Annotated in this window: 23 protein-coding genes and 2 other annotated features; of the genes, 2 read left to right on the top strand and 21 right to left on the bottom strand. The window is 28.6% G+C overall.

The genetic code is table 11. The features are described from left to right. Position 1: 1 nt before the first annotated feature. The 20 genes from BEE63_RS17255 to ytxC form a co-directional block, all read right to left on the bottom strand. Positions 2–2362: a DUF3656 domain-containing U32 family peptidase gene (locus BEE63_RS17255; RefSeq protein ID WP_066022558.1), complete on the bottom strand. Its 2361-nt coding sequence runs from the start codon at positions 2360–2362 to the stop codon at positions 2–4. Positions 2363–2552: 190 nt separating this feature from the next. Continuing rightward, the gene (locus BEE63_RS17250; protein WP_066022557.1) at positions 2553–3335 is read right to left on the bottom strand and encodes a hypothetical protein; all 783 of its coding nucleotides are present in this window, start codon (positions 3333–3335) and stop codon (positions 2553–2555) included. Between the two features lie 108 nt (positions 3336–3443). After that, on the bottom strand, positions 3444–3986 hold the full coding sequence (locus BEE63_RS17245; protein ID WP_066022556.1) for an acyltransferase: 543 nt from the start codon (positions 3984–3986) through the stop codon (positions 3444–3446). Between the two features lie 104 nt (positions 3987–4090). Next, entirely contained in the window at positions 4091–4900 is an 810-nt protein-coding gene (locus BEE63_RS17240) for a glycosyltransferase (protein WP_242874838.1), read from the bottom strand. Positions 4901–4971: 71 nt separating this feature from the next. Then, the gene (locus BEE63_RS17235) at positions 4972–5694 is read right to left on the bottom strand and encodes a glycosyltransferase family 2 protein (protein WP_066022554.1); all 723 of its coding nucleotides are present in this window, start codon (positions 5692–5694) and stop codon (positions 4972–4974) included. A gap of 37 nt (positions 5695–5731) precedes the next feature. Then, the gene (locus tag BEE63_RS17230; protein ID WP_066022553.1) at positions 5732–6538 is read right to left on the bottom strand and encodes a glycosyltransferase family 2 protein; all 807 of its coding nucleotides are present in this window, start codon (positions 6536–6538) and stop codon (positions 5732–5734) included. Between the two features lie 81 nt (positions 6539–6619). Beyond that, complete coding sequence (locus BEE63_RS17225; protein ID WP_066022552.1) at positions 6620–7696, bottom strand: DegT/DnrJ/EryC1/StrS family aminotransferase; 1077 nt, start codon at positions 7694–7696, stop codon at positions 6620–6622. A 27-nt stretch (positions 7697–7723) separates the two neighbouring features. Continuing rightward, positions 7724–8491, bottom strand: coding sequence for a glycosyltransferase (locus tag BEE63_RS17220; RefSeq protein ID WP_242874837.1), 768 nt, complete (start codon positions 8489–8491; stop codon positions 7724–7726). Positions 8492–8690: 199 nt separating this feature from the next. Continuing rightward, a complete protein-coding gene (locus tag BEE63_RS17215; RefSeq protein WP_242874835.1) occupies positions 8691–8969 on the bottom strand; it encodes a DUF3343 domain-containing protein in 279 nt (92 codons plus the stop codon). Positions 8970–8985: 16 nt separating this feature from the next. Then, positions 8986–9990 (bottom strand): hypothetical protein, encoded by a 1005-nt coding sequence (locus BEE63_RS17210; RefSeq protein ID WP_066022550.1) that lies wholly within the window; start codon positions 9988–9990, stop codon positions 8986–8988. A gap of 21 nt (positions 9991–10011) precedes the next feature. Continuing rightward, positions 10012–11154: an aminotransferase class V-fold PLP-dependent enzyme gene (locus BEE63_RS17205; protein ID WP_066022549.1), complete on the bottom strand. Its 1143-nt coding sequence runs from the start codon at positions 11152–11154 to the stop codon at positions 10012–10014. A 126-nt stretch (positions 11155–11280) separates the two neighbouring features. Further along, on the bottom strand, positions 11281–11958 hold the full coding sequence (locus BEE63_RS17200; RefSeq protein WP_066022548.1) for a cell division protein ZapA: 678 nt from the start codon (positions 11956–11958) through the stop codon (positions 11281–11283). A gap of 230 nt (positions 11959–12188) precedes the next feature. Then, positions 12189–14567, bottom strand: a complete 2379-nt coding sequence (gene pheT / locus BEE63_RS17195) for a phenylalanine--tRNA ligase subunit beta (RefSeq protein WP_066022547.1) — start codon at positions 14565–14567, stop codon at positions 12189–12191. 21 nt (positions 14568–14588) lie between these two features. Next, complete coding sequence (gene pheS / locus BEE63_RS17190) at positions 14589–15608, bottom strand: phenylalanine--tRNA ligase subunit alpha (RefSeq protein ID WP_066022546.1); 1020 nt, start codon at positions 15606–15608, stop codon at positions 14589–14591. Positions 15609–15658: 50 nt separating this feature from the next. Continuing rightward, positions 15659–15877: a binding site (T-box leader), on the bottom strand. A gap of 61 nt (positions 15878–15938) precedes the next feature. Next, positions 15939–16736, bottom strand: coding sequence for a TrmH family RNA methyltransferase (locus BEE63_RS17185; RefSeq protein ID WP_066022545.1), 798 nt, complete (start codon positions 16734–16736; stop codon positions 15939–15941). 59 nt (positions 16737–16795) lie between these two features. Next, positions 16796–17155, bottom strand: coding sequence for a 50S ribosomal protein L20 (gene rplT, locus BEE63_RS17180; protein WP_066022544.1), 360 nt, complete (start codon positions 17153–17155; stop codon positions 16796–16798). Positions 17156–17186: 31 nt separating this feature from the next. Further along, the gene (rpmI, locus tag BEE63_RS17175) at positions 17187–17384 is read right to left on the bottom strand and encodes a 50S ribosomal protein L35 (protein ID WP_066022543.1); all 198 of its coding nucleotides are present in this window, start codon (positions 17382–17384) and stop codon (positions 17187–17189) included. A 21-nt stretch (positions 17385–17405) separates the two neighbouring features. Beyond that, the gene (gene infC / locus BEE63_RS17170; RefSeq protein WP_081312662.1) at positions 17406–17933 is read right to left on the bottom strand and encodes a translation initiation factor IF-3; all 528 of its coding nucleotides are present in this window, start codon (positions 17931–17933) and stop codon (positions 17406–17408) included. 179 nt (positions 17934–18112) lie between these two features. Then, on the bottom strand, positions 18113–20026 hold the full coding sequence (thrS, locus tag BEE63_RS17165) for a threonine--tRNA ligase (protein WP_066022541.1): 1914 nt from the start codon (positions 20024–20026) through the stop codon (positions 18113–18115). A 59-nt stretch (positions 20027–20085) separates the two neighbouring features. Next, positions 20086–20301 (bottom strand) — a binding site (T-box leader). Positions 20302–20379: 78 nt separating this feature from the next. Then, positions 20380–21255, bottom strand: coding sequence for a putative sporulation protein YtxC (gene ytxC, locus BEE63_RS17160; RefSeq protein WP_066022540.1), 876 nt, complete (start codon positions 21253–21255; stop codon positions 20380–20382). 192 nt (positions 21256–21447) lie between these two features. Between ytxC and BEE63_RS17155 the strand changes: the two genes are divergently transcribed. Beyond that, positions 21448–22152, top strand: a complete 705-nt coding sequence (locus tag BEE63_RS17155) for a DUF6873 family GME fold protein (protein ID WP_066022539.1) — start codon at positions 21448–21450, stop codon at positions 22150–22152. Positions 22153–22292: 140 nt separating this feature from the next. On the opposite strand, the gene BEE63_RS17150 is transcribed toward BEE63_RS17155, so the two are convergent. Then, positions 22293–22490: an alpha/beta-type small acid-soluble spore protein gene (locus tag BEE63_RS17150; protein ID WP_066022538.1), complete on the bottom strand. Its 198-nt coding sequence runs from the start codon at positions 22488–22490 to the stop codon at positions 22293–22295. 237 nt (positions 22491–22727) lie between these two features. Here BEE63_RS17150 and BEE63_RS17145 point away from each other — a divergent pair, with 237 nt between their 5' ends. Beyond that, on the top strand, positions 22728–23165 hold the full coding sequence (locus tag BEE63_RS17145; RefSeq protein WP_066022537.1) for a hypothetical protein: 438 nt from the start codon (positions 22728–22730) through the stop codon (positions 23163–23165). Positions 23166–23313: the final 148 nt, after the last annotated feature.

Here is a 23313-nt window from a genome sequence, read left to right as displayed (position 1 = left end):
TTTATTCAACTCCTCTTTTATAGCTTCCTCTTGTAAATCCCTTAAATTCTTCCGTTACTTTACCTTTTTTTATCCATGAAAGAACCTTCTTAACCATTTCTTTATCTTCATCAATAAAGTCCACTCTACATGAATCTACTCCTAACCCTTTAATTTCCTCTAGATTATCTATTAAATTCAAAGGCATAGGATTATATATATGACTTCTACAATATTTATCCGTTATAACATTAAATGGAACATCCATTCTGTCTTTAAGCACAAAATTGGAGTGCATGCATGCACCACTGCATTTATCTTTTGAAGATTTTCCTCCAAAAACGCTTCCTATTACACAATATTCACTTACCATGGCCTCCACTTTACCATATATAAGTATTTGAGTATTCATGCACTTATATTTATTTACTGCCTTTATTTCACTCTTGCTCAATTCTGTACTTAGGCAAAAACCTGTTACATCTTTTTTGTATAATTTTAATGCCTCACTATTGAATATATTTCCCTTATAATCGCCTATTATTTTAGCTATACTTTTATACTTATTTATTATCCCTGCATTGGCTGTTACTATGCCCTTTATACTATTTAAATTTCTATCTATAATGCTACATATATCTTTAAACTCAGTTTTAATAATATTAGGCACTTTAACATATACTCCATGAAGCTCTTCAAGCTTTAAATCACATTTCCTTGGAAATACATCAACTATTATATCATTAAACCCTTCTTCACATGCTGCTTCATATTGAGCTTTATTTGAAACAAGAATCATCATTTCAGGAATTTTTATAACTTCACTTTTTGAAACTTCTAATTCTTTAAACTTAAAATTAGACTTTCTCCTATAACTTTTTTCAATAGAATCTTTAAATTTTTGAAGTGCATCCCTTCTCACTGCATTTACATGAGAAATAGATATATATCCATCTTCAAAATCTTCAAAGATTATATTTTTAACTTCAAAAGGAGTGCCTCCCGTTTTCCTCAAATTCTCTTCTAATTTGATTTTACTTACTGGACTCTTTTGTGCCTTCTGAACTAAATCTCCAACTGATACTACTTTAATATCTCTATTTTTTTCATTAGATTTTAGTTTATTACTCCTACTAAATTCTAAGTGAACTTCAAAAGGACTATGAACTTTAAATTTAACTTTTAAATCTACATATATCTTTCTTTTAAAATCATTCTTATAGCTTTCCCCAATTTCATTTATTAGTTTCGAATCTAACGTTTTATAAATATAATCTCCACTTTTATAGAAATGAGGAAATATCTTAACTTTGCTGCCCTTTTTAGCTTCTTTAACTTCGTTTCCATCACTAATTATTTTAGATACAATAGTACCTTTCGTATCATTCCTGACTCCATCTTTTAGCCTTAAAGTTTCCTCAAGCAAAATAGTATTGTCATTTAAAATCTTTCCCATAAAAATTCCTGTATTTTTAGGGAAATTATATGCCATCATATCTCTTCCTGTATTTTGAAGAAGATATGCCCTTGAAAAGCCCTCTCTATTAAAAAGTTTGAGTAATTTATTTTTTTCTTCATTAACATTATACTCTTTTTTGTCTATAACTTTTCTATATGTAGAAACTACTCCTCCCGTATACTCAGGCTTTTTCATCCTACCCTCAATTTTCAAAGAAGAAACTCCTGTTTTAATAAGTTTATCCAGAACATCTACAGTACAAATATCCTTAGTACTTAAAAAATATCCTTTCTTACTTTTTCCTGTACTTTCATCAATAAGAGTATATGGAAGTCTGCATGGTTGAGCACACCTTCCCCTATTTCCACTTCTTCCACCTATTATTGAACTCATAAGACATTGGCCTGAATAGCATACACAAAGTGCACCATGAATAAAAGTTTCCGTTTCTATGTTAAGATCTTTAGATATATATTCTATCTCATTTAAAGATAATTCCCTTGAAAGAACAACTCTATCATAACCTTTTTCACTATAATATAAAGCTCCTAAAGCATTATGAATTGTCATTTGAGTTGAAGCATGCATTTGAAGCCCAGGAAAATATTTTTTTGCATACTTTATAATAGAAGTATCTTGAACTATAAGAGCATCTACTCCAATCTCATAAAGAAATTTTATATAATTCATAACTTCCTTAATTTCATTTTGCTTTATAAGTGTATTTACTGTTACATGTATTTTAACACCATAATCATGACAGTAATTAACTGCCTCTTTCATTATTTCATCATTAAAATTTTCAGCATAAGCTCTAGCTGAAAATCTACTTCCACCAATATAAACTGCATCAGCACCATTTTGAACAGCTGCATATACACTTTCAATACTTCCTGCTGGTGCTAGCAATTCAACCTTATTCATATGTACCTCCATTTAATAAAATTTATAATTTAAGCGTAATCCACGCAATCAGACAATTACATACTTCCTATAACTATTATACATAAAGGAAATTTTATTACAAACTTTTATTCTAATATAAAAACAAAAAAACACCTTAAATAAAATATAAGGGGGGAAGACCCTCCTTATGTTTTATATTATTTTCTAATTATTCTTTATCTAATTTGCTTATATCATCATCTAAGTATTGTTGAGAATCATCTTCGTCTTCATCAGTATGACAAACATCTTCCTTTTGAGGTGGATCAAATATATCAAATGGGAATTCAAGATTATTAAAATATTCACATGGATCTTCTGAAATTTCTTCGCACACATCTGGTCTGCAAAATCCTGAAGATGGAACAACAAGATTTACAAGTCTAAACAATTTAATTATAGTAAATAAACCTATGGTTACATTAACTGCATTAGGTACTGGAACAGCATCACCACTACTTACTACTGGAATAGTGTAACTCAAAGTTGCATCAAGTGGATAGCCATTTGCTTCTACTAAAACAAACGGTGCAACTTGTAGATTATCAAATTTACTATTGCTTAAATCTGTAAATATACTAACAGGAGCCCCAATAGAACCAAACAAAGTAACTTTTTTATTGAATATGCTGCTGGCTGCTACAGTTGAAATAACAGCTCCAACACTATTCCTGAATTCTAATGTGTACAAAAACGTGAACTTAAGTTCAATATCATAATACCCTCTTTTAAAGGCATTTTCTGATTTATTTACTAAAATTACATTGCCTATAGAAAAGCTATTTGGGACTATAACTACTGCTGCTGCATTATCCGGTGGATTGATTGGCTGACCAGTTGTATTATCATAAGCTAATTTTTCAATACAATCCTGCTGCCTACATTGATCATAAACTTTATTAGCTATAATGCATTCATCTTTAGGCCTTTTCCTAGAATCACTAATAGCCATTATAATACCTCCCTGTATTGAGTTACAACATGCGCATAACATGACATTATTTATCTTACATTTTTATAATATGAATCCACAAAAAAAATTGTGATTACTTTTTATAAATTATTGTTTATATTTATTTAAATATCTTTTTTCAAGTTCCAGTATTTTATTTCTATTCATATCTTTTATCTTTCTAATTGGTGAACCAACATATAATGAATATGAATCAGTTATTGTCTTTGATTTGACTAAACTATTAGCTCCAATAAAAGTACCCTCACTTAGAACAGCGCCAGGAAGTATTACACTATTCGCCCCTACAATAGAAAACTTTTCTAGTACAACCCTAGAAGAAAATACATTTTTATATTCATTAGGTACAGTAGGATTAGTAAGATACGAATTACTATAGTCATCCGTACTTGTAAGAACTTTTGTTCCTGTAGAAAGTGCTGTAAAATTTTCCATAACAAACTTTTCATTTCCGGTTATACTTACAAAACTTGCTATATGAACATTGTTACCTATTTTAACTCCTTTTTTACAACTTATGAAAACAAAATCATCTATAATAACATTATTACCTATCTCTACGTTTTCCGGAAATGTTATCTTTGACTTTCCATATATGGTTACATTTTTGCCAATACTTTTGAATTTCATAAATTATCTCCTTATTATTTTTAATAAACTTATTGAGTTTTTTATCTACTTACCATTTATACTATTAGAATATACTTTCTTACAATAAACCTTAATCTGAAAATTCACTTATATGATAATAAGAGTTGCGAATATATAGATTTATCTATAATTTTCATTTTATATGCATATTGAATTAGTTCATACCATTCAGACCTCATCAGCTTTTTTATACCTGGTTTATTAGTATTTTGTCCATTATGAATTCTAAAACAGCTCAAGGTTTCCGATAAATATACAAAATTGCCCCTTAAAAGTAATTTAATCCATGTTGCAATATCTATAAGAGCACAAAATTGCCTATTATTAATAGTGCCAAATTTATCGACATCTTTTTTCTTAAATAATACTGTAGTTGGCTCTCCAATAAAGTTCCCATATAAAAATATTGCTTTAGCAGCACGTCTGCCATTAATCGGCCTATTTACATATTTTATTTTGTTATAAGTAAGTGTATGAGGTAACCTATCCCCACTTCTATCTACGAGTTCTCTGTGAGATGTAACCAATGAAATTTTATTATTGCTTTTAAAGCATTTAAGCATTTTTAATACTTTGTTTTTAACAAACATATCATCATCATTTAAATAGTTAATATATTCTCCCCTTGAAAGTTCATAACATTTATTAAAATTATTAAGGCCAAAGTTTCCTAGTGGTCCATTATTAAAATAATATCTTATATTTTTATATTTTTTTAAATACTTATCTACTATTTTTTTTGTGTAATAATTAGTGCTATCATCACATATTACAATTTCAATATTTTTATAAGTTTGATTCACTGCACTCATTAATGCCATATTAAACAATTCAGGTCTATTAAAAGTAGGTATAAGAATACTTACAAGTGGATCATCTTTCACTTTTATCACCTTTTCTTCATTATTATTTGCTGTACTTTTTAATCGTTATGTTATTATATTTTAAAAATATGTGTATTTAATTACTGTAACTTCATTCCCCATTTTCTTTCAAATTTAATTCTATTTGCATTAATTATTTTAGAATATTCTGTATTTTTAAAGGATATACTTCCATAATGGTGAACAAACGTGTCTTTACAAATCATAAGCTTATATCCCTTTCTAACCATCCTTAAACAATAATCATCATCTTCAAAATTTCCAGGTGTAAACCTTTCATCTAAATATCCTAAATTATTTATAACCTTCATTTTTATAAGAATACAAAATCCAACTAGTCCTCGTGTTTTGACCCACCTATTACTATTTGAAACATTGTATTTTTTTGCAAATCTTTGCATTTCATATAGAGAATTATATTTAACAAATATTTTTTGTTTTCCATAGCATGTATTGGTAACAGGTCCTACTGCCCCTATCTTATTATCACTATATAAGCACTTTTTTAAATTTAAAAGCCAATTTGATGTAACTATAACATCATTATTTAAAAGAAGTATTTCACTACCTGATGCTTTTTTTATTCCAACATTGCAGCCCTTAGGAAATCCTTCATTAACTTTATTATATATTGTTTTTATATCTTTTTGCTTCCTGAGCCAGGATTTAGTGCCATCTTGAGAATTATTATCAACTACAATTATCTCATAATCATTTTTTCTCGTGTATTTTCTTATACTATCTATACACATTTTAGAGTACATAAAATTGTTACAAGTTAAAATTATTATACTAGTCTTCACATCATATTCCCCTTTAGATTGGTATGAATATAAGAATTTATTTATTTTTTAATCTTATGAGTTCATCGTAGATTCCTTTTTTCAAGAAATTAAAATTACGGCTATATTTAAATCCGAAAAATTTATCATAATCATCAATCTGTTTCATAACCATTTTAAGTCTACTTTCTTTATCAATGCCACTCCACACCCCTCCTCTATGAATTCTATAAACAGAAGTTACCTGAGGTAAATAAGCTATAGGCGCTTTTTCTGATACTGCCATATTGAACATCCAATCATAAGTTACCATATTGTACAATGATTTTTTTAATTGTTCTACAATACTTTTTCTGTACATACATGCAGAAAAATTGCCTATAACATTTCTAATTGTAAGATCATTTATAGTTATTTTTTTATATTCAGAATATCTATATTGCCATGGAATAACTGTCTTTAAATTTTTCGCAGCATCATATATTATATATCTATTAAATACAGCAGAATAATTTCTGTGTTTGTCTAAAAAGTCACTTTGAATCTGCAACTTTTTTCTATTATTCCAGTAGTCATCTCCCTCAAGAACAGCTATATACTCTCCTCTACATTTTTCAAAGCCTAATTTATAGTTTTTTGTTATACCAAAATTTTTACTGTTGTTAAATATTCTTATTTTATCTCCATATTTTAATTTATACATTTTTAAAATTTTAAAAGTATTATCACTAGAATGATCATTCATTACTACAATTTCATATTTATACTTTGTTTGCTGCATAAGTGCACTATCCATAGCTTCTTTTATAAATCTCGAATGATTATAGGTAACAATTAAAACACTTACTTTTATTTTATCTTCCATAAAACCACCTTTTACTCAATATAACTTATTAAATTATATAAATAATTTTCACATTAATATTTTCTATTTAAAGATACCTTATCATGCTAAAACATTATTTACTATTTTTATTATTTTCCATTGAACATCAGCTTCAAGAGAATCATAAAAAGGCAAGCATAAAATTCTTTTTGATATATCCTCTGCTATAGGCATTTTTTCTTCACTTTTTAGATACGATAATTTACTTAAACATGGATAAAAATATCTTCTAGGACTTATTCCTTCTTTTAAAAGCAAATTCTGTACTCTTTTGAGTATACCTTCATCCTTTAAAATAATAGGAAAATAGCTATAATTTAATGTACTATTATTATTATGAATTTGGAATGTTATATCACCTTTAATGTAACTCATATAACGTTCATACACATTCTTTCTGTTTTCTAATATTTTATCCATATCATCTAAAATACAAAGTCCCATTGCCGCTTCAAATTCATTCATCTTAGCATTTATACCAATATTCTTTACGCTGTCAATACCATTAATCCCAAAATTTCTCATAAGCAATGCTTTTTCATATAATTTATCATCCTTTATTATTAGCGCTCCACCCTCAATTGTATGAAATACCTTAGTTGCATGAAAACTTATAGCAGATATATCACCATAATTCAAAATGCTTTTTCCTTTATATTTAACACCAAATGCATGTGCCGCATCATATACAACCTTTATATTATGCTTACTCGATACTTCATCTATTTTCTCCACATCACAGCTATTTCCAAAAACATGAACAGGAACAATAGCTGATACATCATCTGTTATATTTTTTTCTATCAATTTTGTATCAATATTTAATGTGTCTTTATTAATATCAACAAAAATTGGATTAAGCCCTTCCCATACCTGACTGCTTATAGTTGCCACAAAAGAAAATGGAGTAGTTAAAACACTGCCCTTTAAATTTAAAATTTTATATGCAAGTTGTAGAGCCAACGTTCCACTTTGAACTAAGACTACATTTTTCACATCAAGATACTGTTCAATATTTTTTTCTAGCTTCCTTACCATTTCGCCATTATTAGTTATAATTCCGGTATCAAATATTTTTTTTATATACTTAACATACTTATCAAATGGGGGAAGGTATGTCTTTGTTACATTTATCATATTATCCTCCTCAATAATTTCTGAAAATCAAACTACTACAATTGACTCATAATTTGAATAATCGCCAACTTTTCTTGTGATTTTCATTAAACTTTCCGCACTTATCTTCCATGTGTGATCATTTAAACTTTTATGCTTAAAATATAAATAGTTAAATTTATTGCACGAATATATTTTAATTCCAATTCTACAGCAATCCTCCATAAATCCAGCATCTTCTGCTAAATCCACATCTCTAAATTTTACTCTTTTAAAGATATTTTTTTTGCCTAAAAGTGTAGAACCTGCAATTCTCGGTATATACTTTTCGCTTCCATCAGGATACATTATTTCAACTTTCTTATAGTTCTCATAGTATATGAAAAATGATGCTTTCCCAACAACATCAGCCTTTGAATATGAAAGAGAATTAATTTCATCAATTAGATAATTTTTTCCGTAATAATCATCATCATCAACTTTTGCTATATAATTGTATTTTGCAATGTTAACTCCACAATTTAAACATTGTCCAAGACTTATATTTTCAGGCTTTTGAATTACTCTTATATCTTTAAATAACTTGGACATTTTTCTATATTTATTCAAATTCAAATTATTTTTATTTAATATAATTATCATTTCTTTTTTGGGATAGCTAACTCTGTCATAATTAGCAAATATATTATTAATATATTTTATTTTATTTGTACAAACTATTATTGATATTCCCGGTTTATAGTGATTTTTACATTTTTCCCTTGTTTTAAGTAACTTTCTTCTTTCCTTATCAATATTAAATATCATCGCCATCATTTTAAAATAATCTTACTTACTTAATTAATATATGTGATTGTGATATTAAATGTTACATACCATGCATTAAGCAAAACACAATTTAAATATAATGATTAAAGGTGCATTAAAATGCTAAATCAATTTAATTCTATACATAAAAAAAGAAGTGCTAATAGCAATTAAAAATTACCATTATAGCACTTCTTTTATAATAAACTTAAGATTTTATTTTTTGATAAACTTTTTTTGTACCATTCTTTTCAATTTTGTATATTCCCTTTATTGGAATATTAGCATTTTTTGCTTCATTACTTACATCATCTATATTTTCTTCTTTAAATTTTACACTATGAGTACACGAAGTCGAAATAGAACAAGGTGTTTGTATTATCTTAGTTTTTATATTTTTTTCACTCAACTTACTATATACATATATAGCATGATTCTGTGATTTAAAAACTGCTAGATATTCATTTTGTAACTCATTTGTTTTCACTATATCAACTCCCTTATTAGAGGAGTTTTCGAATCCAAACCCACTCTTTTATTTTACGGGCGTTTTCAATACTCCCTAATACATTAATATGCCTTTTATCAATTAATGTATATAAATTTTTTATATTATTTTTCTTAATGTAACTTATTATAGTATAATATAAATACTTAATATATGATGCTTTATTCAATTTATCTTTATCCAAATATAGTTTACCAAATGCCTTATCCCCCTTTATGTTGATTTGTGCATAAAACTTTCCTGCTCTCATGGTGAATCTATACAATTCGTTTACATTATCTTTTTCTTCAAATCGATTTGGACACATTTTAAAAATAGGCACATATCTACTACCTACACGATGTTTAACTTCTTTTTCATATTCCACTAGATTACAATTATTATTATCTATTCTTAAGTAACAATTTCTATATAACTCAGTGTATCCCATACTTTTAAAGTTACTTAACAAATCATCGCTTACTACCCTATCTATTCTATTTACTCCAAACTTCTTAGCTAAATTAATTATTTCACTCTCTATAGCCGGATATATTTTTTTATATTTAGAATTTAATACCCTTAAATAATGAACAAAAGCATATTTTGCTTCATTAGTACCAAAGTTTTCAAAACTTATTATAGCCGAGGATATATTCTTTTCATTTTGTAAACCCTTTAATATTATAGTTCTATCATTTAATATTATATTTATTAGATTTGAATTTATATTTTCCATGCTTTTTAAATATCTTTCTTTTTCATCAAAGTTTTGTATACACTGAAATCTGATTGTTCCATGCTCGTCTCCCTTAAATGCTTTAGTATCTTTTGATACTTTTAGTAATTCTTCAGCATTCTCATCTATAAATCCTTTTAACTTTTTTCCTAAGTTATAATATTTATGTCCATTTCCTTCTATAAACTCCCTATAAAACTTTAATGCCTCTATTATAGTTTTCTCATAATTAACTCCCTTTTTTAAAGAATAATCTTTTATCCATTTTTCTAGTTCATCCATAACTTCACCCCATAAAATCTTTTATATCTCTCCTTTATTTATTTCAATTAGTGCTTGTATTAACTTTTCAATATCTTGAATTGTATTAAAATATCCTGGACTAATTCTCACTGTACCTTTATTTTCCGTTCCTATAACCTTATGGACAAGTGGAGCACAATGATATCCATTTCTCACATAGATACCCTTTGTATTTAGAAATGCTGCCGCATCTGAACTATCAATTCCGTCTATATTAAATGAAACCACAGCACCATGATTTTTCATGTCAGGAGGACCATATAATTTAATATAATCCTTGCTTTTCAAATTATCTATTAGATATTCTGTAAGTTCCATCTCATGCTTTCTTATATTACTCATACCTACTTCATTTATGAATTTTATTCCCGCATTTAATCCTGCAATTCCAGGTGTATTTAAAGTACCACTTTCAAATCTATCAGGTAAAAATTCAGGTTGATCTACTGAAAATGAATTACTTCCAGTTCCCCCACTTTTGAATTCAGCAAGTTTTATACCCTTTCTTATATAAAGTACCCCCGTACCTTGTGGTCCTAAAAGTCCCTTATGACCTGGAAGAGCAAGTATATCTATATGATATTTTTGAACATCTATATCTAAAGTACCTGCACTTTGAGATGCATCTACCATAAATGCTATCCCTCTTTTATATGCAATTTCTCCTATTGCCTCTATATTTTGAATACTTCCAGTCACATTTGATACATGATTTACTACAATCATTTTTGTATTTGGGTTAATAAACTTTTCTATCTCTTTTTCATCTACAAATCCATATTTATTAGCTGCTGCGATACTGCACTGTACTCCCTTCTTCTTTAAATAACTTACAGGTCTTAGTACAGAGTTATGTTCCATACATGTCGTAATAACATGATTTTTCCTTTTTAAAAAACCTTTTATTCCTATATTTAAAGCTTCTGTTGCACTACAAGTAAATATCACATCAAATAAATCCGGAATGTTAAATAATTTAGCAATTTCTTCTCTTGTATCTGTAACTTTACGCGATGCCTTTATTGCCATATCATATGAGCCTCTCCCCGGATTTGCTGCATAATTTTTCATGCAATCTAAAACCTCATCATAAACCTCTTTAGGTTTAGGAAATGTCGTTGCTGCATTATCAAGATATATCATTTATAAATCTCCTAAAATAATTACTTATAAATATTTTATGAAAATTTAATTCATTATATTATAAAAACAAACCAAAAAATATTCTTTATATAAAAATAAAAATCTCATTCATTATTGAATGAGATTTTATTTAGAATTCTTTCTATTTTTCGTGCCATCATTTAATACTTCAACTACCTGCTTCTTTGCTTTTGCCAGATTAATTTGATTTTCCAAAAATTTATTTTCAAGATCCATTACCTTATATTTTAAAGTATGTACATTAAATTTTAAATCTTTATTTTCCTTCTTATATTTTTCTTGAATGTCTATATGATTTTTAACTGAATCTTTCATCTCTTTATTTTCTTTTGTTAACTTATCAATTTCTTCTTTCAATTTAACGATTTCACCTTGTGAATCTTCATCCACTGCATTTTCTAATTCTTCAATTCTAGATAACAACTTCACATTTTTTTCATTAATACTTTCTATTTTATCTGTAAGTTCTTTTTCATTTTCTTCAAGTTTCTTTTTACTTTCTTCAAGCTCTTTTTTATTCTCCTCCAATGAAGCTGTTTTTTCCCTCATTAATTCAACATCATCAGCCAACTTTTCATTATCATTTCCAAGCTTGAACATGTCATCAGTGACATTAAGTGCTGTAAGTATTGCCGCATCAGATGTACTTAACTTTTCATTATTTTCTAAAATGTTCTTTATTTTCTTATCAACGTAATTTCCAACAGTCCTGAGGTATTCTTCTTTTTCTTCTCCCTTTAAATTATACTCCATACCATTTATAGTTATGGTAATTGTATTCATATAAACACCCTCTTAATTTTGTATGTATACAGTATATATTAAAACTAAACATCATTTATGTAAATTGCAGCGGGCACATAACGCCCTCTACAATTTAAATTCATTTTGAGCAATATCATTTTCAGCTATAATATATTCTATCACTTTTACAACCTAATTTCACATAATAATTAGATTAATATACCTTAAATATATTTTAACACATAATTTACTATTGGAAAATATGATTTTTATCTAAGTTCTGCGCCTAAAACATGTTCAAGGGTTTTTATAATTTTATTTTGAACCTTTTCAACTTCTTTATCCGTAAGTGTCTTATTTTCATCTCTGTAAACTATAGAATAAGATACACTCTTTTTGCCGTCTGGAACCTGTTTACCCTTATAAACATCAAATAATTTTAGTGATTCTAATATATGTCCACCCTGTCTCCTTATAACATCATCAATTTCCTGTACAAGTGTATTCTCATCAACTAACACTGAAATATCCCTAGTTACTGCTGGGAATTTAGGAAGTTGCTTATATTTCTTATTCAATTCTGCATTTTCTATTAATAGGTCAAATTTTATTTCCGCTATATAACATTTTTCATCTATTCCATAAGCTTCACAAACATCTGGATGTATTTCACCTAAAGTTCCTAAAACTTCATTCTTTATCTTCACAACTGCCGTTTTTCCAGGATGGAAAGTATGATTATTAGTTTCTCGCTCATATGAAACTTTATTTACTCCTAAAGCTTCAACTAAATTTTCAATAACTCCCTTTAGATCAAAATAATCAACATTGCCATACATACCTATAGTTATAACTTGTTTTTCTTCTGGAATTTTATCTTTATCTTCACTTGGTACATAAATTTTTCCTATTTCAAATAGCTTTGCTTCTTCATTACTATGAGAATAATTTCTTACAAGAGATTCCATCATAGAATGAATAGTCGTAGTTCTCATTATACTAAAATCTTCACCTAAAGGATTTCTAATTTCAACAGCATTTCTAAGAGGACTATCTTTTGGAATCAATAACTTATCATATATTTTAGGACTTACAAATGAATAATTTATAGATTGGTTAAGTCCACTTGAAATTAATATATCAATTACATCATCTTTTATTTCCTGATCTTTACTCTTACCTGTTCGTATACTTGGAGATTTTATGGTAGTTGATATTACATTATTGTAACCATAAATTCTAGCAACCTCTTCAGCTATATCTTCTTTTATGTTTATATCATTTCTAAAGGTTGGAGAAAATACTTCAAGCTTATCACCTTTTATCTCTGTATTTAATTCTAATCTATCAAGATATTCCTTCATTTTTTCTTTTGGAATATCTGTACCTAAAAACTCGTTTATCCAATTATAATCAACCTCTACAGTATGTGGTTCTTTTTTTACAGGATATATATCAATTACTCCATCTACAACTTCTCCTGCCTTCAACTCCTGTACTAATGTACAAGCTCTATTAAGTGCAATTTCAGCAAGATTTGGATCTAAGTCTTTCTCATATCTTCCTGATGCTTCTGTTCTAAGAGCTAATTTCTGAGAAGAAACTCTTATATTAGTTCCATCAAAAGTAGCAGATTCAAATATTATTTCATTTGTATCTTCAGTTACCTCTGAATCTAATCCTCCCATTATACCTGCTATAGCACAATTTTCATCACCATTTTTTATCATGAGAACATTTGAATCTAAGTTTCTCTCTTCACCATCAAGTGTAGTGAATTTTTCACCATTATTTGCTCTATCAATAACTATTTTATTTGAAGATATCATCTTTTTATTAAAAGCATGCATTGGCTGACCTAATTCAATCATAACAAAGTTAGTTATATCAACTATATTGTTTATTGGTCTTACCCCCGCAAGCATAAGTCTTTCCTGCATCCATGCTGGAGAATCCTCTATTTTGACATTTTTAATTATTTTTGCCATATACCTTTTGCATAGCTCATCTTTAACTTCTACACTTAACTCTTCTTTTATATTTTTTCCACTTGTCTCAGAAAAATCTATCTTTACATTTCTGTACTTAGTATTAAGAGTTGCTGCTGTTTCTCTGGCTATTCCAAGTATACTTAAACAATCAGGTCTATTAGATGTTATTTCAAAATCTATAACCGGATTATCAAGACCTAAAACTTCTTTTATATCCTTTCCAATAGGAGTATCTTTATCTAATATCATAAGTCCATGTACATGCTCTTCATCAGCTATTCCAAGTTCTTCTTTAGAACACATCATTCCATTGGAAAGTATTCCTCTAAGCTTACCCTTTTTAATTTTCACGTCACCTGGAAGAGTAGAACCATGAAGCGCAACAGGGACAACATCCTGTTCTTTCATATTTTGAGCACCGGTAACTATTTGAATTGGCTCTTTTTCACCAACATCAACACTGCAAACTACAAGTTTATCTGCATTAGGATGAGGTTCTATTTTTAATATTTTTCCAGTAACTACCTTTGTTATCTCATCACCACTTGTTATTATCTCTTCAACCTTAGAACCTGAAAGAGTAAGTTTATCTCCAAGTTCTTTAGCATTTATATCAAAATCAACATAATCTTTTAACCATTTAACAGGTACTTTCATTTTTATCCTCCTTACAAACTATTAAAATTGTTTTAAAAATCTCATATCACTTTCATATAACTGTCTTATATCATCTATCTCATAATTAAGCATAACAATTCTATCAAATCCAAGTCCAAAAGCAAAACCGCTGTATTCTTCAGGGTCTATACCGCAATATCTAAGAACATTTGGATGAACCATACCACAGCCCCATAATTCTATCCAGCCTTCACCTTTACATACTTTACATCCTTTACCACCACAAGCAAAGCATGTTACATCTGCTTCTGCAGAAGGTTCTGTAAACGGGAAGTGATGAGGCCTGAATTTCATTTTTACATCTTCACCAAACATCTTTTTAGCAAATGTTTCAAGAGTTCCCTTTAGATCCGAAAATCTTATGCCCTTATCAACAACAAGTCCTTCAATCTGATAAAATATTGGTGAATGAGTTGCATCTACAGCATCAGCTCTATAAACCTTTCCAGGAGAAATCATCTTTATAGGTGGTTTCTGATTTAACATTGTTCTTACCTGCACTGGTGAAGTCTGAGTTCTTAAAACTACGCTGTCATTTATGTAAAAAGTATCTTGTTCTCCTCTTGCAGGATGATTTTTGGGAATATTTAGCATTTCAAAATTGTATTTATCATATTCAACTTCAGGACCTTCCTCAACTACAAAGCCCATATCTCTAAATATGTTTTCAACTTTCTCTAAAGTTAAATAAGTTGGATGTTTATGACCTATTGTCTGTCTCTTGCCCGGCATAGAAATATCTATAACTTCACTTTCAAGTCTGTTCTTTTTTTCTGTCTCTTTTATCTTTTCACTTGCATCTATTATAAGACCTTCTAGCTTTCCTCTAACTTCATTTGCAAGTTTACCTATAACGGGTCTTTCTTCTGGTGATAAAGATCCCATACCTCTTAAAATTTGTGTAAGTTCACCCTTTTTACCAAGATATTTAACCCTTATGTCTTCAATATTTTTCTTGTCACTGGCTTTTTTTAATTCATTTAAAGCTTTTTCTTTTATAGCTTCAAGTTTCTCTTTCATTGAATTATAAACCCCTTTCTTTTTTATATAAATAAAAAACCGCCCCTAATAAAAGGGACGGATAATATTCCGCGGTACCACCCAAATTGGATAACCCACTCAACATTTTAACGGTATTAACCGCTACTTACTAATTTGTGCATAGCACATTTCATAAATAGGACTCCAGAGCGAACTTCAATACAAAATTAATTTAAAAAGGCTTTCAGCTAATAACCTCTTCTCTCTTAAAATCTTATTGTATTTACTTTCTCCTTCAATGCCTTTAATTATAACATTATTTTTTATTATAACACATAAAAATATTTTTTCAATACTTTATTCTCTAAACTATTGTTTCATTTGCCTAACATATTCAAACATCATAACAGCAGATGCTACTCCAACATTAAGTGATTCTGCATTCCCTGGCATTGGTATTTTAACTATTAAATCACTTACTTTTTTTATGAGACTACTTACACCATTTCCTTCATTACCAACTGTAATAATTAACTTTCCATTTAATTTAACATCATAAAAATTATGTTTTGCCTCAAGAGCACTTGTTATTATTCTAAAACCATTTTCTTTTAATTTTTTTATTTTAGATAAATTCTTATCTTCAAATATGATAGGTATTTTGAATATGGATCCCATAGTAGATCTAAGAGTTTTGCTGTTATATACATCCACAGTACCTGTTGTAATTATAACACCAAGAGCCCCTGCAGCATTTGCAGTTCTTATTATAGTACCCATATTACCTGGATCCTGAACTTTATCTACAAGTATATAAAATCCATCTTTAACTTCAGCATCAATATTTTTATATTCCACAACAGCTGCTATACCCTGGGGATTTTCCGTACTGCAAATTTGATGTAAAACGCTTTCAGAAACCTCAAACAATTGAGCCTCTTTTTTATTCTCTTTTATAAAGTCTTCTGAAGTGAATTTTTTATAATTCTTTTCGGAAATAAACAAATAGTCCACTTTAAAATCGGATTCAAGGGCTTCTTTAACAAACCTCAATCCCTCTACAATAAACTTTTTTTGTGTATCCCTATATTTTTTTTCTCTTAATTTCTTAACAGTTTTTATCACAGGGTTATCTTTACTGCTTATTATCATCTTTAATTTGTTCATTCCTTTACTTAAAATATGTATAACACAAATGCAGCCATACTAGGCTGCATTAAATAATCTTATGCGTTAATTTGCTTTTTAGCGATTTCAACTAATTCTGAAAATGACTTAGGATCATTTATAGCAATTTCAGAAAGCATTTTTCTATTCATATCAATTCCTGCTAATTTCATTCCGTTAATAAACTTAGAATATGAAAGACCATTTGTTCTTGTTGCTGCATTTATTCTTGCTATCCAAAGTTTTCTAAAATCTCTCTTTTTTAATCTTCTTCCAACATAAGCATTTCTTAGTGCTCTAATAACTGATTCATTTGCAGTTTTAAATAACTTACTTTTTCCACCATAATATCCTTTAGCAAGTTTTAAAACCTTTCTATGATTTTTACGTGCATTTACTGCTCTTTTTACTCTAGCCATAACTAAATATACCTCCTTTAACCTTTCCTATTTATAGGTATGGTAACAATGTCTTCATTGTTTTTTCTTGAGTCTCTGAAACGTATCCACCTTTTCTAAGATTTCTCTTAGTCTTTGTGCTTTTCTTAGTTAATATATGGCTTCTAAAAGCCTTTCCTCTTTTTAACTTTCCAGTTCCAGTCAACTTAAATCTTTTAGCCGCTGCTCTTTTAGTTTTCATTTTTGGCATAACTTATTTCCTCCTATACTATTAAGCTTTTTTAGGTGCTAATATCATTATCATATTTTTTCCTTCTAACTTTGCTGGCTTCTCAACGACACAAACATCATTGATTTTCTCAACAAAATTATCAAGTATCTTGTTACCTTTAAATGCGTAATCTGCTTGCCTTCCTCTAAACCTTACTGTAACTTTAACTTTGTTTCCGGCTGTTAAAAATTTACGTGCATTGTTAGATTTAATCTGTACATCATGTTCTTCAATAGACGCACTTAATCTTACTTCTTTAATGTTTACAACTTTTTGATTTTTTTTGTTTTCTTTTTCTTTCTTAGTTTGTTCATATAAAAACTTACCAAAATCCATTATCTTGCAAACAGGTGGAACAGCATTAGGTGATATAGCAACCAAATCAAGTTCCTTTTCTTCTGCTAATTTTAAAGCATTGCTTGTAGGAATAACCCCAAGCTGAGAACCATCATCGCTTATTACTCTGACTTCTTTCTGCCTTATTTCCCCGTTTACAATAAAATTTTTATTCTTACTTATGACTTTCACCTCCGAAAACTTAATAAATATATTCATAATAAAAAGAGACGGTTATTTACCGTCTCTAATATACATAACAAAATATCTGCATATCTAAACCTTACTAGCAATGCTGTAAGGTGAGAAACGGCAAGTTTCTACTTTAACACCTTATGAATTATATCACTGTTATTATATCTTGTCAACAATTACAGTGAATTTATTTTTTGCTCAACTTCTGCATGAATTTTAAATATGAAATCTTCAATATTCATTGAACCTAGATCTCCATCTTTTCTGCTTCTTACAGAAATAGTTCCCTCTTTCATTTCTTTCTCACCTATGATAAGCATATAAGGAACCTTTTTAAGTTGTGCTTCTCTTATTTTGTATCCAATCTTTTCGTTTCTAACATCTTTTTCAACCCTTATACCTGCATCTCTTAATTTTTCGCTTATTCTATCAATGTAGTCTAATTGATTATCAGTTATATTCATTACTTTTACCTGAACAGGCGCAAGCCAAGTTGGAAAAGCTCCGGCATAATGTTCTATTAAAATTCCTATAAATCTTTCTATACTTCCAAAAACAACTCTATGGACCATGACAGGTCTATGTTTTTCTCCATCTGCGCCAATATAATTAAGGTCAAATCTCTCAGGCATCTGGAAGTCAAGCTGTATTGTTCCACACTGCCATGTTCTCCCTATGCAATCTTTAAGATGAAAATCTATTTTAGGGCCATAAAATGCTCCGTCACCTTCATTAATCTTATAGTCTAATTTTGCAGCTTTAAGTGCGTTTATAAGGCCATTTGTAGCCATTTCCCAATCTTCATCGCTTCCCATTGAATTTTCAGGTCTTGTAGACAATTCTACATAATACTCGAAGCCAAATACTTTATAGAATGCGTCTATTAGTTTTATTACTCCAATTATCTCATCTGTTATCTGATCCTTAGTCATAAAAATATGGGCATCATCTTGAGTAAAGCACCTAACTCTCATAAGGCCATGAAGTGCTCCTGATTTTTCATGTCTATGAACAATACCAAGCTCTCCAAGTCTTATAGGAAGCTCTCTATATGAATGTATATCATCCTTATAAACAAGAATTGATCCTGGACAGTTCATAGGTTTTATTGCATAATCTTCATCATCTATTTTAGTAAAATACATATTTTCTTTGTAATGATCCCAATGTCCTGATTGGTGCCATAATTTTTCATTTAATATTATTGGTGTACTTATTTCATCGTATCCTGCTCTATAATGAATTTGTCTCCAATAATCTATTAAAATATTTTTAATTATCATTCCCTTTGGATGAAAGAAAGGAAAACCTGGTCCCTCTTCATGCATTGTAAATAAATCTAGTTCTTTACCAATTTTTCTATGATCTCTTTTTTTAGCTTCCTCAATCATATTAATATAATCATCAAGCTCTGCTTTTTTAGTAAATGCTGTTCCATATATTCTCTGAAGCATTTTGTTCTTCTCATTGCCTCTCCAGTAAGCACCAGCTACGGACATAAGTTTTATAACTTTAACCTTTGCTGTTGACTCAACGTGTGGGCCAGCACATAAATCTACAAAATCACCCTGTTTATAAAATGAAATTACAGCATCCTCTGGCAAATCCTTTATGAGCTGTACCTTATAAGGTTCTTTTCTTTCCTCCATGTACTGTATAGCTTTTTCTCTTGGAAGTTCAAATTTTTCAAGTTTAAGATTTTCTTTTATTATTTTGTTCATTTCCTTTTCTATTTTAGGAAACATTTCTTCTGTGAATGAAAAATCCGCATCAATATCATAATAAAATCCATCATCAATTGCAGGTCCTATAGCCAATTTAACTTCAGGATAAAGTCTTTTAATTGCTTGTGCAAGTATATGTGAAGCAGTATGCCTTAATGTCCATCTTCCATCCTCATCATCAAAAGTAAGGATCTCAAGCTTACAATCTTTATCAATGCTGGTCATTAACTCTGCCCTTTTTCCATCGATTTTAGCAGAAATAGCCTTCTTGTACAGTCCTGGACTTATTGCTTTTGCAATATCGCCTGGAGTTGTTGAATCTTGAAACTCCATAACTTTTCCATCTTTAAGTGTTACTTTAATCATTTTATTTCCTCCTTGTATATAAAATTTATTTTATCAAAAAAAATAAAACTCCTCCCATACAAAGGGACGAGTTACCGTGCTTCCACCCAAATTAAAAGAAGATACAATCTTCCTTTCACTCAAATCCTTAACGCAGATATGCGGAGATGCCTACTATAATTTCGACACTCAGCTCAAAGGTGGTTTTCAACATTACCCATTTGAGAAACTTTCAGCAATAATTTCTCTCTCTTTAAAATAGTACCCTGTTTACTCTTCCTTTTCAAAGCCTTTAATTTATTTTAAATTATATTCCAATACAAACCATAAGTCAATATATAATTTAAGCTTATTATACAAATAATAAGCTCAAGCTACTTTCTACTAACACTGACACTATTACAAAATACCACTTTTCTCTCAAAAACGTTCTGTATAGTGTTTAAAATCTCCTTATTTATAAAATTATCATCATCATGAATAATTATCTTTTCAGGACATGCTGTTATGAGACCACTTATAAGCATATCATCAGCGTTTATATCATTTTTAAATTTAGATCCAGAAAGTTCAGACATAACTTTTTCCGTCACATCCACCTCATTTTTGTCAGTAATTTTATATTTTCCGTCCTTTAACACATAAATATTTATAATTTCAATTTTGCTTTCCTGCATATCAACAAAATATTTAAGTAATTTGATAAATTCATCATATTCCTTTTCAATCATATATCTTTCTATAACTTTATCAATTATACCTTTTAAATTGGTTTCTATACTTTTCATCCTAAAAATCAAAAAACCATTTATATTTACTTGATCATACTCACTCAAACATTCATTTATCTCTTTTAAAATAAAATTTTTCTTATTTAAATAAAATATTTCTTCATCATTTATGTCATTATCTTTTAAAATAGCATTAATGCATAATTCTCTTATTTCATTCATCTCATCAGAATTTAAGAAAAAATATGAATCCTCTAACATACAATTTAAATTTGACACACAAAATTCCATTGCCAAAATATCATAAATTACTTTTGAAAAATATCTATTAAATTTCTTTTTAATATCATTATTATAAACACTATCATCACAAATAACTTTTATAAAATGGTTTTTATCCTCAACACTTTCACATATTCCCATATTTATATTTTCTTTTTTAAATAAAGATTCTATTTCTTGTATGCTACTTATTAAATAATTAACTTTATCCATTGCCACTATAGTCTTAATCAGCATATATACCAATCCCTTCCAGTTAAATGTAATGCAAAATCATATTCATAATAACCTAAAATAAAAAATTCAATCTCATATTAGTATGTATCTAAAAAAGAACTATATTCATTTAATTTTCGAAATATATCGACAAACTCAATTCTTATGCCTTTCACTATATGTTATACTAAAAGCAACTGAGAGGTGTTTATTTTGAAAAGTGTTATTGTTGATAATAGAATAAGTCAAACAGAAAAAAATAATCTTAAAAAATTAGGATTAAATATAATTTTAGTTCCGCCTTGCAATGATATCGGTAAAGCTATTTCGTCTCACCCAGATGAAGTGCTCTGTAAAATAGATCGAAAAAATCTAGTGGTATACAAAAATATTCCTGAGACATTTATTTCTGATTTAAAAAAATCAAATATTAAAATAACAATGTCTGAGAATACACTAAGCCAAAAATATCCCTACGATATACTACTAAATGGAGTTACTCTAAAGAATTTTTTTATACACAATATTAAATTTACAGATCCAATATTATATAAAAATATCTCTAATAAAATTATTCTAAATGTTAAGCAGGGTTATTCAAAATGCTCAACTGCTGTAGTAAATGATTCCGCTATAATTACAAACGATATCGGCATATCTAAATCAGCAAAAAAGCATAGCATAGACGCATTGCTTCTTCCGCCTGGTGATATTCTTCTTCCTGGATTCGATTATGGATTCATAGGAGGAACCTGCGGACTGATAGACCCTAATACTTTAGCCTTTTATGGCAATTTAAAAAAATATAAATATGGAAATGAAGTTTTGAAGTTTTTACATAAATACAACATAACTCCTCTATATCTTAGTAATGATAAACTTATCGATAGAGGAAGTATTATTTGTATAGACTCTTAAACAATAATCCACCTTCCATATTTAAAACATTCCATTATAACTTGACAACTTGATGTAGCAAACTTCTTTAAATAAATAAAACTGCCCCAAACGATTTTTATATCATTTGAGACAGTCTCTAAACTAACTTCTAGGCTTTATTATTTAAGGCTGCTTTCATATTCTTGTATCATTCTTTTAACCATCTGTCCGCCTACAGAACCATTTTCTCTAGAAGTAAGATCTCCATTGTATCCTTGCTTTAAGTTTACTCCTACTTCTCTTGCTGCTTCCATCTTAAACTTATCTAATGCTTCCCTTGCTTCTGGTACTAATGTTTGATTGTTTCTTCTTGCCATAATTAATTCCCTCCTCAATAATTTTAACTTGTATTGAATTTACACTATAAGTTTGCGTCATTTTGAGATATTTACTCTATTAAATTAAATGTAATTTGTCCAATACTTGCATACTAATTTATCTTTTTAGCTTTAAGGATTTTTTTTCAATTAAAATCAAGTAATTGGAAAAGCTATTGTCAAGAATTATTATATTTGTTATAATACTTATGTAACTATAATATAGGAGGTAATTTTATGGAAAATGAAAACAAGCCTAAACTCGGAGGCGGAATAATAGCTTTATCTGTAATACAATTAATAATTTATATTCTAATGTTAATAGGTACTATATTTGTGTATGTTTCTAAAGATAAAATAATTGAAATTTTAAATAATTCCGGTACAGATACTTCCGCAATTACAAAAGCATTCTCTACAACTAATTTAATCATTGGATTAGTTCTTACATTACTATTGATAATAGGTATTATATTAATTCTTTCAAGAAAAGTTTTAGGTGTGTATATATATTTCTTATCAATTTTGGCAAATTTAATTGTTACTATAGTATCACAAGGTTTTTCTGCTGGTATACTTATACAGCTTATACTACCAGTTCTTACAGCAATATTCATATTCCAAAAGAAAGAAATATATGGCTTTGGAAATAAGAATGCCAATATTAATATGTAATACTTTCCATAATGCTTAAATTTATATTTCAGTAATAGGTAATAGAACTCCTACAGCTATTTAGGAGTTCTATTTTCTATTGTTGCAAAAATTATAAAAAAATAAAGGTTTTTAAGCTATTTTGTTGAATATATTATATTAGCATTTT

Origin of the sequence: Clostridium pasteurianum (assembly GCF_001705235.1) — a bacterium.
Taxonomy (GTDB): domain Bacteria; phylum Bacillota; class Clostridia; order Clostridiales; family Clostridiaceae; genus Clostridium_S; species Clostridium_S pasteurianum_A.
The sequence above is the reverse complement of the archived record's forward strand: the minus strand, read 5'-3'. Positions and strand labels throughout refer to the sequence as shown.